The 13,994-nt window shown below is 66.3% G+C and carries 13 protein-coding genes; 9 read left to right on the plus strand and 4 right to left on the minus strand.

Annotated elements, in window-relative coordinates; genetic code table 11:
• The first annotated feature begins 104 nt into the window (after window positions 1–104).
• Genes E1263_RS00900 through E1263_RS00925 form a run of 6 tightly spaced genes read left to right on the plus strand, consistent with a single transcriptional unit; the run spans window position 105 to window position 7,264 of the window.
• Complete coding sequence (locus tag E1263_RS00900; RefSeq protein WP_165956418.1) at window positions 105–1,013, plus strand: ABC transporter permease; 909 nt, start codon at window positions 105–107, stop codon at window positions 1,011–1,013.
• Entirely contained in the window at window positions 1,010–1,912 is a 903-nt protein-coding gene (locus tag E1263_RS00905; RefSeq protein WP_132164255.1) for a carbohydrate ABC transporter permease, read from the plus strand. Before E1263_RS00900 ends, E1263_RS00905 begins: the two co-directional genes overlap by 4 nt.
• Before the next feature lie 2 nt (window positions 1,913–1,914).
• Entirely contained in the window at window positions 1,915–3,522 is a 1,608-nt protein-coding gene (locus E1263_RS00910; RefSeq protein ID WP_132164257.1) for an extracellular solute-binding protein, read from the plus strand.
• Window positions 3,523–3,540: 18 nt separating this feature from the next.
• Complete coding sequence (locus E1263_RS00915; RefSeq protein WP_132164259.1) at window positions 3,541–4,590, plus strand: Gfo/Idh/MocA family protein; 1,050 nt, start codon at window positions 3,541–3,543, stop codon at window positions 4,588–4,590.
• Window positions 4,587–5,735, plus strand: a complete 1,149-nt coding sequence (locus E1263_RS00920) for a Gfo/Idh/MocA family protein (RefSeq protein WP_132164261.1) — start codon at window positions 4,587–4,589, stop codon at window positions 5,733–5,735. Before E1263_RS00915 ends, E1263_RS00920 begins: the two co-directional genes overlap by 4 nt.
• A gap of 26 nt (window positions 5,736–5,761) precedes the next feature.
• Window positions 5,762–7,264 (plus strand): nucleotidyl transferase AbiEii/AbiGii toxin family protein, encoded by a 1,503-nt coding sequence (locus E1263_RS00925; RefSeq protein WP_202868660.1) that lies wholly within the window; start codon window positions 5,762–5,764, stop codon window positions 7,262–7,264.
• Here the strand turns inward: E1263_RS00925 and E1263_RS00930 are convergent.
• The gene (locus tag E1263_RS00930) at window positions 7,246–7,917 is read right to left on the minus strand and encodes an alpha/beta hydrolase (protein ID WP_132164263.1); all 672 of its coding nucleotides are present in this window, start codon (window positions 7,915–7,917) and stop codon (window positions 7,246–7,248) included. The genes E1263_RS00925 and E1263_RS00930 overlap by 19 nt on opposite strands.
• Before the next feature lie 98 nt (window positions 7,918–8,015).
• Here E1263_RS00930 and E1263_RS00935 point away from each other — a divergent pair, with 98 nt between their 5' ends.
• Entirely contained in the window at window positions 8,016–9,248 is a 1,233-nt protein-coding gene (locus E1263_RS00935) for an MFS transporter (RefSeq protein ID WP_238161013.1), read from the plus strand.
• A gap of 256 nt (window positions 9,249–9,504) precedes the next feature.
• A complete protein-coding gene (locus E1263_RS00940) occupies window positions 9,505–10,725 on the plus strand; it encodes a GGDEF domain-containing protein (protein WP_165956419.1) in 1,221 nt (406 codons plus the stop codon).
• Here the strand turns inward: E1263_RS00940 and E1263_RS00945 are convergent.
• From E1263_RS00945 to E1263_RS00955, 3 genes are read right to left on the minus strand one after another with little or no spacing between them, the layout of a single operon-like run.
• Complete coding sequence (locus tag E1263_RS00945; protein ID WP_132164267.1) at window positions 10,688–11,170, minus strand: ATP-binding protein; 483 nt, start codon at window positions 11,168–11,170, stop codon at window positions 10,688–10,690. The genes E1263_RS00940 and E1263_RS00945 overlap by 38 nt on opposite strands.
• Before the next feature lies 1 nt (window position 11,171).
• The gene (locus E1263_RS00950; RefSeq protein ID WP_132164269.1) at window positions 11,172–12,134 is read right to left on the minus strand and encodes a HEAT repeat domain-containing protein; all 963 of its coding nucleotides are present in this window, start codon (window positions 12,132–12,134) and stop codon (window positions 11,172–11,174) included.
• Window positions 12,128–12,796, minus strand: coding sequence for a HEAT repeat domain-containing protein (locus tag E1263_RS00955; protein ID WP_238161014.1), 669 nt, complete (start codon window positions 12,794–12,796; stop codon window positions 12,128–12,130). Before E1263_RS00955 ends, E1263_RS00950 begins: the two co-directional genes overlap by 7 nt.
• A 247-nt stretch (window positions 12,797–13,043) precedes the next feature.
• Between E1263_RS00955 and E1263_RS00960 the strand changes: the two genes are divergently transcribed.
• Window positions 13,044–13,988 (plus strand): S8 family serine peptidase, encoded by a 945-nt coding sequence (locus tag E1263_RS00960; protein ID WP_132164273.1) that lies wholly within the window; start codon window positions 13,044–13,046, stop codon window positions 13,986–13,988.
• Window positions 13,989–13,994: the final 6 nt, after the last annotated feature.

The following is a 13,994-nucleotide window of genomic DNA, read 5'->3' on the forward strand; positions in this document are numbered from 1 at the left end:
AGCCGATCCCGCGAGCTCTTGACACCCTCCGGGGGCTCCGGTTAGCTATCGCCACAGAAGTGGATCGATCACATTTTAATGCGCCTCCCCCACAAAGGAGGAAAGTGTCTCTTTTCACGCGCTTACGCCGCGACTACCCCGTCCTCCTGCTGGCGATCCCCGGCCTGCTGATCATCTTCGCTTTCCATTATTTTCCACTCTGGGGCAATGTCATTGCCTTCCAGGATTACCAGCCCTATCTCGGGGTGGGGAAGAGTCTCTGGACCTATCTCGGCAACTTCTCGACCATCGTCGACGGTGATCCCGAGTTCCTGAACGCGGTCAAGAACACGCTGGTGCTGACCGCGATCCAGACTGTGATCGTCTTCCCGGCCCCGATCGTGGTCGCGCTGGTGCTGCACAGCCTGCTGTCGAACCGGATCCGCCAGTTCGTCCAGACCGTCATCTATCTGCCGCACTTCATGTCCTGGGTGATCGTGGTCGCGGTCTTCCAGCAGATGCTCGGCGGCACCGGAATGATCAACAACTGGCTGCGCTCGCACGGATACGACCCGATCCACGTGATCGGCAACGCCGACGCGTTCCGCGCCCTACTCACCTCACAGGTGATGTGGAAGGACACCGGCTGGGCGACGATCCTGTTCCTGGCCGTGCTCTCCCAGATCGACCGCTCGCTCTACGAGGCCTCCGCGGTCGACGGCGCCAGCCGCTGGAAGCAGACCTGGCACGTCACGCTGCCCGGCATGAAACCGATCATCATCCTGCTGCTGATCCTCAAGCTCGGCGACTCGCTGACCGTCGGTTTCGAGCAGATCATCCTGCAGCAATCCGCGGTCGGAGCTGAGGTGAGCGAAGTGCTCGACACCTACGTCTACAACAACGGCATCCTCGGCGGCGACTGGGGAACGTCGGCCGCGGTCGGCCTGGTGAAGAGCGTGGTCGCGCTGACCCTGGTGCTCGGCGCCAACAAGCTGGCCCATCGTCTCGGTGAGGAAGGGGTGTACCGCGGATGAGGCGGCAACAAGCACTCGTCGGCGGGATGCCGCCGCCGAGCCGCATCGAGAGCGTCGTGAAGGCGATCTTCCTGACCGCGATCTGCCTGGTGGTGGTCGTGCCGTTCATCGGAGTCGTCTCCACGAGCCTGGCCTCCCCCGAGCAGGTGATCAAGTCCGGCGGCTTCGTCCTGTTCCCGACCCACGGGATCGACTGGTCGGCGTACAAGTCGATCCTGTCCGGCGGGACGGTGACGCAGTCCCTGCTGGTGAGCGGCTTCGTCACCGCCGTCGGTACGGCGATCGCCCTGTTCCTCACGTGCACTCTCGGCTGGGCGCTGAGCCGGCGCGGCAGTGTCGGCAACAAGCCCTTGCTGCTGCTCGTGCTGATCAGCCTGCTGTTCAACCCCGGCCTGATCCCGAGCTATCTCGTGGTGCAGCAGTTCGGGCTGCTGGACAGTCTGTGGGCGATCATCCTGCCCGTGTCGGTGAGCGCGTTCAACGTGATCGTGGTCCGGGCATACTTCGTCGGGCTGCCGGCCGAGGTTCTCGACTCGGCCCGGATCGACGGCGCCTCGGAGTGGAAACTGTTCTGGTACATCGGCCTGCCACTGTCCAAGGCGGTCGTCGCGGTGGTCGGCCTGTTCTACGGCGTCGGCTACTGGAACAGCTTCTTCGGCGCGCTGCTCTACCTGAACGACAGCAGCAAGTGGCCGCTGCAGCTCGTACTGCGGACCTACGTGGTGAACGGCGTCGAGATCGGCGCCCAGGATCTCGGCGCGGCCGGTGAGGCGCTGCCGCCGCAGACGTCCATCCAGATGGCGATCCTGATGATCTCGATCGTCCCGATCCTGTGTGTCTACCCGTTCATCCAGCGGCACTTCGCCAAGGGTGTCCTGACCGGAGCGGTGAAGGGCTGATCATGAGTCTCGATGATGCACGACTGTCCCGCCGGGCCCTGCTCGGTGGCGCTGCCGCCCTCGGTCTGGTCGCCTGTTCCAACGAAGGCCGCGGCGGGCTGCCGGGAGGCAACGGCGGTGGCGGCGCGCGGCCGGCGTACATGCGCTACACCGGGGTGAAGCCGGACCTGCCGGGCGCGGAGTACAACATCCCGAACGCGTTCATCCGCTACCCGGCCAATCCGGTCGAGGCGATCCGGAAGCCGCCGGGTGATGGCAAGCCGATCGACGTACTGACCTACACGAACACGCCGATTCCGCCGAAGGTCGAGCAGAACAGCTTCTGGCAGGAGTTCAACCGGCGGGTCGGATCGCCGGTCACGGTGAACCTGACCCCGTCGGTGGACTACAACCAGAAGTTCGCGACCGTGGTCGCGGGCGACCGGTTGAGTGACATCTTCCTGGTCGGCGCGGTTCCGCAGGTGCCCCAGTTGCTGGCGGCCAAGGCCGTCGACCTGACACCGCATCTGTCCGGTGACGCCGTGAAGAAGTACCCGTTCCTGGCCAATCTCCCCGAGACCGCCTGGAATCCGTGCATCTTCAACGGCCGGATCTTCGGCGTACCGATTCCGCGGGGTGCGATCAGCTCCCAGACCATGTACAGCCGGGCGGACATCCTGGAGAAGGTCGGTGTCGACGGCAACGTCAAGAGCCTCGACGAGTTTCTCGAGCTGTGCAAGGCGGTCACCGACAAGCGGCAGAACCGATTCGCCCTGGCCGGTGCGCCGACCCAATGGGTCCGGAACATGTACGACGTACCGAACAACTGGAGTGAGCAGGGCAAGACGCTCGTCAGTAACCTCGAGCACGAGGCGCAGGAGGAGGTCTTCGAGGTCCTGCGGAAGTTGTGGAGCTCGGGGTACATCCACCCGGATGCCTTCTCGGGCCAGAACCAGGATCTGAAGGTGCGGTTCGGCAACGGGTCGAGCCCGCTGGTCCAGGACACCTACAGCGCCTGGCCGAGCTACCTGCAGACCGCGGTCGATCCAGCCATGCAGATCGCGATCATGACGCCGCCGAAGCACGACGGCTCCGGTCCCGGACGGCTCTGGCGGGGTGCGCCCGCGATCGGGTTCGCCGCGATCAGCAAGAAGGCGGCCGGCCGGGTCGAGACGATGCTTGCCTACCTCAACTTCCTCGCGGCGCCGTTCGGGACGCAGGAGTACCTGTTCCGCAAGTACGGCCTGCCCGGGCAGCACCACAAGGTTGTCGACGGCAACCCGGTGCTCACCGAAAAAGGGTTCAGCGAGGTGCAGCTCGGGTTGATGTACACCGCGGACGCGCCGTGGACGATCTTCCTGCCGGAGAAGCCCGGCAACGCCGAAGCCGCGTTCACCGCGATGAAGCAGACCTGCCCGACTGCCTTCACCGATCCGGTCGCGGGGATGTACTCCGAGACCAACGTCCGCAAGGGTCCGCAGCTGACCGCGGACATCACCCAGATCACCAACGACATCATCCAGGGGCGCAAGCCGGTCTCCGCCTGGGCCGCCGCCGTCAAGAAGTGGAAGAGTGGCGGCGGAGACAAGATCGCCGAAGAGTTCGCCCAGGCACTCGCATCATCACGCTGACTTCTGAGAGGAATTTCCTTGACTACCAGCACCGTCAGGTTCGCGGCCGTCGGTCTTGATCACGCACATATTCACGGCCAGGTCGCCGGGCTGATCGCCGCCGGCGCCGAATTCGTCGCGATGGCGACCGACGATCCGGCGGCAGCGATCGCCGTACAGGTTCGGGAGCGGTATCCCGACGTACCGGTCGTCGATGACCCGGCCGCGCTCATTGCGCGCGGGGACATCGACCTGATCGTGACGGCCGCCGTACCGGACCGGCGCGGGCCGATCGCGGTCGCAGCGTTGCGGTCCGGCAAGGACGTCATCGCCGACAAGCCAGGCTGCGTCAGCTTCAGCCAGCTCGAGGAGATCGAGAAGGCCGTTGCCGAGAGTGGGCGATTCTGGTCGGTGACGTTCTCGGAGCGGTTCGAGGTGCGCTCGGCGATCAAGGCCGGCGAACTCGTCCGCGCAGGCAAGATCGGGACCGTCATCCAGACGATCGGGCTGGGCCCGCACCGGATCGGCGACCGCGGTCACCTCGGTGGCGGCGCTGGGCGGCCGGACTGGTTCTACGACAAGGCCCGGTACGGCGGGATCCTGGTCGACATCGCGTCGCACCAGATCGACCAGTTCCTCTTCTACACCGGATCGCGGACGGCGGAGGTCGTGGCGAGCTCGGTCGGGAACTTCGCCAACCCCGACAAGCCCGGGCTGCAGGACTTCGGCGATCTGCTGATCCGCAGCGAGAACGCGCAGGGCTACATCCGCGTCGACTGGTACACCCCGGACGGGTTGCCGACCTGGGGTGACGGGCGGCTGATGATCCTCGGCACCGAGGGATACATCGAGCTGCGCAAGTACGTCGACATCGCCGGACGCCCGGGTGGCGATCACGTGTTCCTGGTCAACCACGAGGGCACGCAGTACGTCGACTGCTCGGACGTGCAGCTGACGTACTACGCCGACCTGGTGAACGACGTACGGGACCGGACCAGTACGGCGGCGCCGCAGGAGCACACGTTCGAAACGATGCGACTGGCTTTGACCGCGCAGCAACAAGCCGTCGTCCGGGGAGCTGCGCAGTGACGGACTTGAAGGTTGCGATCGTTGGCTGCGGCAACATCAGCCGCAGTCATGCTTCGGCGTATGCCGCCGCACCTGTTGAGCTCGTGGGTGTCGCGGATATCGTTCCTGAGAAGGCAGTTGAGCTCGCCGAGAAGTACAGCTCGACCCCTTTCGACAGCTTGACGTCATTGCTCGCGGCAACCTCTCCGGATCTGGTGTCGGTGACGACACCGCCTGGCAGTCATGCAGCGCTGGCGATCGAGATCCTTGCCGCAGGCAAGTCTGTTCTGCTGGAGAAGCCGCCGGTGCTGAGTTTGGCCGAGCTGGACGCGGTGGCCGAGGCTGAGCAGGCCAGCGCCGGCTCGGTGTATGTCGTCTTTCAGCATCGACACGGGTCGGGCGGGCTGCGGGCCGCCTCGCTGCTGTCGACCGGCGCTCTAGGTCGGCCGCAGGTCGCGGTCTGCGAGACGTTGTGGTTCCGGCCGGTCAGCTACTTCGATCCGGAGTGGCGCGGGACGTGGGTCGGCGAAGGTGGTGGGCCGACGCTTGGACACGGGATTCATCAGATCGATCTGCTGCTGCATCTGCTGGGCCCGTGGAAGTCTCTGACCGCGACCGCCGTTCGGCTCGATCGTCCGGTGGAGTTCGAGGACGTGTCGATGGCCTCGGTGATCTTCGAGAGTGGTGCGGTCGCGACGGTGATCAACAGCCTGCTGTCGCCGCGAGAGCTGAGCCGGATCCGGATCGACACGACGGGCGGGTCACTCGAGGTCAACCACCTGTACGGCTACTCCGACACGGACTGGTCGTTCACACCCGCGCCGGATGCGGCACGTGCTGCGGCAAATGGACTCGACCCGGGCGCTCGCCGTACTGAGGATGTTGCTGTGGGCACCGACCCATGGGCGGACTCGGCAGGTGGCGACGTACCAAGTAACCACGCGGCTCAGCTAGGCCGACTGGTCGCCGACCTGCTCGCAGGACGGACCCACGAGACCACCTTGGCGAGCACCCGACCGACGATGGAGTTCGTCACCGCGCTCTACGCCTCGGCCCTCACCGGGGCTGCGGTTCACCGCGCCGAGCTCACTCCCAGCCACCCCTTCTACAGCGCGCTGCACGGCAATGTCCCGCAGCCCGAAATCGACCAATCCCTCAAATTCTGACCTGACAGGCCTGGCATCATGACCCGGTGCGTGACATCACCGGTGACTTCGAGATCCACCTGACCTTCCAGGCGTCAGACCCGGCGAACGCGGCCGTCGCCGCACAGCACGGCCTGAAGTACAGCGAGATCGTGCTCGAGCGCGGCCGCGTCCCGGTGCAGCCGATGGTCACCGTGGCCGCGCAGGGCACGTTCTCCCAGGTCGAGCAGCTCGGCCGTGAGTGGGCCGACAAGTTCTACCGCCGACCCGTCCGGGTCAAGATCGAGGCCGCGCCGTGGAATGACGGCGTACCGGTGGACGAAGCCGAGGCCGTGGACGGGCGGTACTTCGAGCACCACGTGAAGCTGCTCCTTCCCGACGAGCAGTTGGACCCCCTGACCACCTTGCTCGCACCGCACCACGCTCACCTGTCCCGCAACGCCCGGCGCCAGCGTCCCGACGGCAAGCACGAGCGCTTCGTGACCCAGCGCTGCCACCAGGCCGGTCGTAACAGCTCGAAGCCCCGGTTGGAGGCTCTGGTGGCGGCCTTGCGCGAGGCGGGCTACGAGATTCTGGAGATCGAGGAGGAGTACGTCGTCCTCGACAGCCACGAGGACCTGGACACCGGCTGGCTCGAAGAGGACGTCGAGGCCTCCCCCATCCCGTCCGGCTATCCGGCGACGTACCTGCCAATGACTCCAGCCGCCGGCGTCCAGCAGCGCCGAACTTTTGATCCAGCACTGAAGCAGTACGACAACGCCTTTCGCCCGGGACAGCCGACGTTCGCGCAGCCAGAGCGCGGCGACCAGTGGCGGTCGCTCCGCCGTACCGCGATCGATCACCTGCTGCTGCTGATCGCAACATCCACCCTCGCCGACCACCTCGTCCTCCGTGGCAGCATCACGTTGCAGCACTGGTACGGCGACCAGGCGCGCGAGCCCGGTGACCTCGACTTCGTGGTGATCCCAGCCGGCATCGGCGTTGACAGCACGGAAGGCCGTGGCCTGCTCGAAGACGTCATCGCCGCAGTCGCCGCCAACCCAGGGCCCGGTTTCAAGGCAAACGAAGTAGCTCGTGACGAGCTGTGGACCTACGACGATCGGCTGCCCGGCCGTCGGCTTGTCTTCCCCTACGAGCACGACGGCCTCACCGGCACCGTCCAGCTCGACTTCGTCTACAACGAGGACCTACCGATCGATCCCGAGCGGCTGTCGATCGGCGGCGCCTCGCTCCTGACCGTCAGCCCAGAGCTCTCCCTGGCCTGGAAGCTCCTCTGGCTGGCCACCGATGCCTACCCCCAAGGCAAGGACCTGTACGACGCCGTACTGCTGGCCGAACGCACCGACGTCTCCCCGCTCCTGGTTCAGCAATTGCTCGACAACCACGAGGATGCTCAGCACGTCCAGGGATTCACGTCGTCGACTGTCCTGGAGTGGGAGGTCGACTGGCAGAACTTCCTCGACGAGTACCCGACCATCGAGGGCGACGCCGAGTCCTGGCAGGAACGCCTCGCCGTCGCCCTGCGGCGGTCCTACACGCGCCGCTGGTGAATGAACTCGGCAACCTTCTCTGGCTGGCTGAGGAAGGGCGAGTGGCTGGTGGGCCAGGTTTCGGTGGTGGTGCAGCGGGCGGCGAAGCGCTCGGCCAGGGCGGCGGAGACGGTTTTGTCGTTGGAGCAGACGACGTAGGTGGTCGGAGTGTCGTGCCAGGTGACCTTGGCTGGGGAGGCGTCGAAGATGGCGGGTGGCTCGGGGCGAAGCAGGGCGATCGCGCGGGCGGCGGTTGCGTCGTCCACGTCGCCGTACAGGTTGGTTCGCGCTTCCGCAGGGGCGACAGCCAGCCGACCGTCGGCGTCGGGCGTGAGGGCTAGGCCCTCGGGCGCGACGCCGGTTTCCTTGGCGAGCTGTTCGAGGAGCTGAGCGGGCGATTCGCCTACGTCCAGCAACCAACCTGCCAGAAAGATCTGCCCTTGCGCACCCTGCACAGTGCCCGCAACCACCCCGCCGAACGAATGGCCGACCACCAGCGGCGGGCGCTCTGCGGCATCGACGATGCTCTGCACCAGGGCCGTGCCCTCGTCGACGGTGAGCTCGTAGAGGTCCGGGACCTCGACATTCAGCCCGCGTGAGCGCAGCAGCTCCGCCAACTCGTCGAAGTGTGCGGGCTGGTGCCAAGAACCGTGCAGAAGAATCACGTCAGTCATTTGATTGACGCTACCTACCTGTGAGCCCGGCTTCGAACCGATAACGGCTCACCGGTACGACGAGCATCCTGGTACCCGTTGTCAGTACGTTGTGATTCATGTCCCGCCCCGGTCAGCCCGAACGCTCTGCCACGTACGCAGAGGTGTTCGCGGTGGCCGAATTCCGCTGGTCCTGGATCGCCCTCGTCGGCTCGGTGATCGGTGATCAGCTGGCGCGGGTCGCGCTCTCCATCCTGGTCTTCGACCGCACGGGCTCGGCCGGCCTCGCCGCCTTGACGTACGCACTGACACTGCTGCCGGACATCGTCAGCGGCCCACTGCTAGGCGGCCTGGCAGACCGCCTCCCGCGCCGACGCCTGATGGTCACCTGCGACGCGGCACGCGCCGTACTGGTCGGCTTGATGGCTATCCCCGGTGTCCCGCTGTGGATCCTCTGCGTGCTTCTCGTTGCCGTCCAGATGTTTGCAGCACCCTTCCAGTCCGCCCGATCGGCCTTCCTGGCATCGATGCTGACCGGCGACATCTACCGCGCGGCGATCGGCCTGTCGTCGGTCACCGACCAGGCCGCCCGACTCGCAGGTTTCGTTCTCGGAGCCACGATCGTGGCGGCGCTCGGCACCAGCCAGGCGCTGGCGCTCAACGCACTGTCTTTTGCGGCCTCGGCCGTATTGCTGAGATTCGGCCTGCAGGAACGTCCGGCCGCTCTGGGCGACGATCCGGCGGCCAGGCCGAGCTGGTGGAGTTCCCTGGTCGCCGGCGCCCGGCTGGTCTGGAGCAACCGGCGACTTCGGTACCTGCTGGCGCTGTGCTGCGTACCGGGTTTCTACAACACCGTCCTAGGCCTCGCGACCCCGTACGCCGCCTCGATCGGCGGCGCCGAACTGGCGGTCGGCATCCTCTTCGCCGCAAACCCGGCCGGCCAGATCGCCGGCATCTTGCTGACATCCCGAATCGCCCCGGCCAGACGGATGGCCATGATGGGACCACTGGCGATCGGGACCTGCGCAGTCCTGATCGGCGGTGTGTTCCAGCCGGGGCTCTGGGTAACGGTCGGATTGTGGTGCCTGTCAGGAATGTGCGCATCGTTCCTGCCGTTGGCGCAAGCCACCTTCGTACAGGAGATTCCTGATGCGCAGCGCGGACAGGTGATCGGCCTCGCCCGCACTGCACTGGTGGTTTCTCAGGGGATGGGGATCCTTGTCGCCGGCGCCGCGGCGGATCTTTGGAAGCCGGCCATGGTCATGACCGGTGCAGGTGTCGTCGGCGTGATCTACGCAGCCGGTGCAGCCCGGGGGTACCGGAATGCTGGGTCAGAAAGAGCCAACAAATGACCACAGACTCAGAACCAGTCGTTCGCGCGCATTGCGATGCACCTCCTCCCGAGAAGCGGCACACAATAACTACCTGACAACTCAGTGACTTTAGGTCACGTCGCGTTTACTCTGACTGCGAGGCACGAGTGAGGCTGGGGGAACGTTAATGCTGAGTATCCGGCATTGGAGGCTGCAGCGCAGGCATCGGCGTGACAGTGACGTTGCTGTGTCCAAGTGGTTACCCGCGCACTGGGCGCTCTGGTCAACTCCCTCGATGGTGATGGGATATGTCCTGGCCGTGGACGCGCTCGCACTGGCGGTCGTCGGTGCATCGTTCATCGGGCTGGACGTCCATACCTACGACTGGATGCGGTTCGCCGCGCTGGTGATCGGATCAGCCCTTCACGTCGAGGCGGGCCGGGAGATCGAGCGTATCCGCTCGGTTGCTTCGGAAGGCTCGACCTACGTGAGCCTCAAGTCGATGTGGATGTTCGCCGGCGCGCTGATCCTGCCGCCACCCCTCGCGATCGCGGTGATCGCCATCTCCTACGTGCATTCGTGGGCACGGCTGCGACGGAGCCCACCACACCGCGGATTCTTTTCGGCCGCGACCGTTGTGCTCGCCGCCGCCGTTGGCTTGATGTGCCTACGGAGCATCAACCCCGACCACCATCCCGGATTCTCCGGTGGCTTCATCGGCCTGGTCGCAGTCACAGCGGCCACGCTCGCCTACTGGCTGATCAACTTCGCGCTCGTCGTCGGTGCGGTCCTGCTCTCCAACCCGGACACGACGGCCCGCAAGGCTCTCGGGCAACTGTCGGATCAGCTCATCGCCGCAGGCGCGCTCGGCCTCGGCATCTCGACGGCGGCTCTACTGCTGTACCAACCCTGGCTGGCCACTGTCTTGCTGGTCACGGTCCTCGGGCTGCAAAGGGCGTTGCTGGTCGGGCAGTTCCAGTTCGCGGCGCGTACCGACCCCAACACCGGTCTCGCGAACACGGCGTTCTGGCACGAGATGGCGGCCAAGGAGCTCGAGCGGGCTCAGAACAACAACGTGGCGCTCGGCATCCTCTACCTGGACCTCGATCACTTCAAGATTGTCAACGACACGCACGGGCATCTGGCCGGCGACCAGGTACTGAAGGCCATTGCGAGCGAACTCAAGCACGAGGTCCGCACCGACGACCTGGTAGGGCGGCTCGGCGGCGAGGAGTTCGCCATCCTGCTGCCCAACACCGACGTCAACGACACTCTCCTGACAGCCGAACGGATCCGCCATCGCATCGGCGGCCTCGTCATCCCGGTCACGGCCGCTGCCGGAAACACGACGGTCGACGGGATCACCTGTTCGATCGGCGCAGCGACGTACCCGGCTTCAGGCCAAAGCCTCGACATCCTCTTGATGGCGGCCGACACGGCCACCTATGCGGCCAAGGAAGCCGGTCGCAATCAGGTGGTCACAGCCCCTTCCAGGACTCCTGGTCAACTGAGCTGAGGTAGACGGCCTGCTCGTCTGCATGAGGTGGGTCGAAGTCGGCCAGGTGCTGGGTGAGGACTTCGTCGGTGAGGTCTCGACGGTCTTGGCGTGCTCGGCGTTCGTGGATGACCTCGGGGTCGATGTCCAGGTAGAGCAAGGTGAACTCCGCATCGAAGTCGGCCGCCACTGCACGCCAGGCGTCGCGAAGGAAGCGCGGCGAGCTGGTGTCGTCGACGATCACGGAGGTGCTGGCGGCCAGGAGGGCGCGGGCCTCGGTCGTTGCCTCGCCGTGGGTGCGGATCCATTCCTCGACGGGGATACCGTCGCCGCCCCAGAGGCCGCGGCGGGCGTTGATCTCGTCGAGACTGACGATCGTCGCCGCGAATTGCGGGGCCAGCTTCCGCGCCACCGTGCTTTTGCCGGAGAACGCCGTACCGCAGAGCAGGACCAGTCGGGGTGGCATGTCAGGTCTCCAGGAGTGAGCCGGCGATCAGCGCAACAACTCGGTCGGGGTCGGAGGACAGTCGGCGGAGGGTTTCTTCGACGATCGGGCGCGGTAGCTCGGCAAGCGCTTGGGTGAGGCGGATTCGTGCGGGCGAATCGCTGCGGGCGAGCGCGTCTGTCAGTGCGGTGAGAACGGTCGGGTCCGCAGCGAGAGTGCCGAGGATTTCGGCCGCCTCGACGTCGTTGATGCCGTCGACGATCATGCTCACCAACGCCGGAATCGCGGCCGTCACACCACGGTTGCCCAGGGCAAGGGTTGCGTGTTTGCGGATCGCCGGGTCGTCATCGGCAAGGACAGTCTCCAGTACGGCGGTCGCGTCGTCCCCGGGCAGTTCGACGATCGCCTGGACAGCACGGCGTCGTACGGCGGGATCGGGCGACTCCAGACCCGCAGCAAGAGCCGTGACCGCGTTGTCGGCGCGCGCGAGGGCCCAACGGAGGGCACCGGCCACGTTCGCATCGGCCTCGGTCAGGACTGCCTTGACCAGGACATCGGTGGGGACTGCATCAGGAACCAAAGCCGCCTGTTGCCGACGGGCGGCGTTGGGTGAGTCGAGACTGTGCAGGAGTTCGATGATGCGCAGGACGTCCTCCCAGCCGGAGGGGGCCGAGGCGTCCACTGTGTTCAGCCGGTCGAGGAGTTCCTGCTCGCGGCGCAGGCGGTCCTCGGTGCGCTGGATGAGGTCGCTGACCAGCGCGGCCGGGGCAAAGGCGGGGTCCTCCAGCGCGCGGCCGATCTCGCGCAACGACAGACCGAGCGAGCGCAGGCTCTCGACGTGGAAGATCCGGCGGATGTCGTCGGCGGAGTACTCGCGATAGTTCCCGACAGTCCGGCCGGTCGGGCGCACCAGCCCGAGGGTGTCGTAGTGCCGGAGCATCCGGCTACTCACCCCCGAGCGGCGCGCCACCTCACCAATCAGCACGCGGTTTCGGCCGCCTTCTTCGCTGCTTCGGCAGCGGCTTCCTTTTCGGGGCCGAGCGCGTCCACCCGCTTCGCTGCCTCGACGTCCGCGGCGAAGGCTGCGTCCGGGTCTCGCAGCAGCAGGTCGGTCGCCCGAGCGTGGGACCGCACGCGAGGATCAACGCTAGCCAGCGCCGGTTCCAGCGCCGGCCCAACGAGCTCCCCCAGGCCAACCAACGCCCGGCTCAGGCTCAGCTGAACCGTCCGGTCCCCTCGCCCAAGCTGCGTCACCAACACGCCCGCCAACCACTCATGCATCTCGAACGGCGCCAGTACGACGGCCGCCCGCCAAGCGGTCCGCGCCACCTCGTCGTCCGGGTCGCGCAGCAGCTCCGGCGTGATCGCAGCCCACGTACTCGGCACTCCGAGCTTGGACAGCGTGTGCAGCGCCTGACTCCGCGCCTGCGTCGTCTCGGACTGCAGCTCCGCCAGCACCTTCGGCACGGTCAGCTCGACCGGCTGCCGGGTCAGCGCCCACGTCAGCATGTCCCGTACGAAGAAGTCCGGCTCCACCGCGCACCGCTCCAGCAGAGCGTCCACCAGTCCCGGCTCCGACCCCACCGTCATAGCCGCCCGCAACCGAGCCGACGAGTTCCCCGCCGCCAACGTCTCCACCGCAGTCACCGTGACCACCTCCTGCACCCAGTGAAGACCTTGTCACAGTGTCAAGGTCAACCCTCACACCCTTTGAGCACCCCTCAGTCACCAAACCCACCCCAAAATGACTGAACCGTGCTCAAGGCAGCCCGAATCGGCATGGCATACGTGTGGACGCCGGTTCCGGTTCACGGGATTTGACCGGGATTCAAACGTTTGTGGGACCGGTCGGCAGCAATCAGGCTCTGAGGCTTCCCCACAAGGAGGCAACGACATGGCAAGACTCCACACCCGACGCAGCATCGCCCTGATCGGCGCGGCGCTCGCATCAGTCACCCTGCTCGCCCAGACCCCGGCGTACGCGGCCGGCAGTCAACCCAATCCGGGGTCCGCCCTGGACCGGATCGACCAGCGAGACCTACCGCTGAACAAGAGCTACAGCTGGACTGCAGCCGGCGTGAACGTCCGGGTCTATCTGCTCAGCTCAGGTGTGAGCGTCACGCACACGGACTTCGGCGGCCGCGCCATCCAAGGCGCCGACCTGGTCGGCGGTCCCATCACCGACGGCTGTACGACGACCGGTACAGGTGTTGCTGGACTGGTGGCCGGCAACAAGTACGGCGTCGCCAAGGAAGCCCAGGTAATCTCGGTGCGGGCATTCCCGTGCAGCGGCCGACCAACCGCAGCCCAGGCAGTCGCTGGAATCAACTGGGTCACGCAGCACGCCGTGAAGCCCGCGGTCGCCGTACTGCCTGACGCATTGACTGCCGACCCCGGCATCGATGCGGCCGTCGCGCAATCGATCCAAGTCGGCATCACCTGGGTGGTCGGTGCCGGTAACGAGGGCACCGACTTCGGCGGCGACGCCTGCAAGCTCTCCCCCGCACGCGTCGTCGACGCGATCACCGCCACCCATCTGGAGCAACACCCGATGGGCATCGGCAAGGAAAACCTGGCAGCGGGCGCCAACCGCGGTCAATGCGTCGACCTCGCCGCCCCAACCGGCACCACCGCCATTGGTGGCGACAGCCATGAGAACCCGTGGAGCGTCGGCGGCGGCAACGTCGGCGTCACCGCGGGTGCTGTGGCCAAGCTGGTCGGCCAGAGCCCGAACTCCTCGCCCTACGTCATCCAGCAGCAGCTCAAGGACGCTGCCACCACCGGCAGACTTTCCCCGGATACGGTCGGCACCCCGAACCGCATCCTGTTCACCCACTGACCTGGG

The sequence above is a fragment of the Kribbella antibiotica genome (assembly GCF_004349055.1).
Classification (GTDB): domain Bacteria; phylum Actinomycetota; class Actinomycetes; order Propionibacteriales; family Kribbellaceae; genus Kribbella; species Kribbella antibiotica.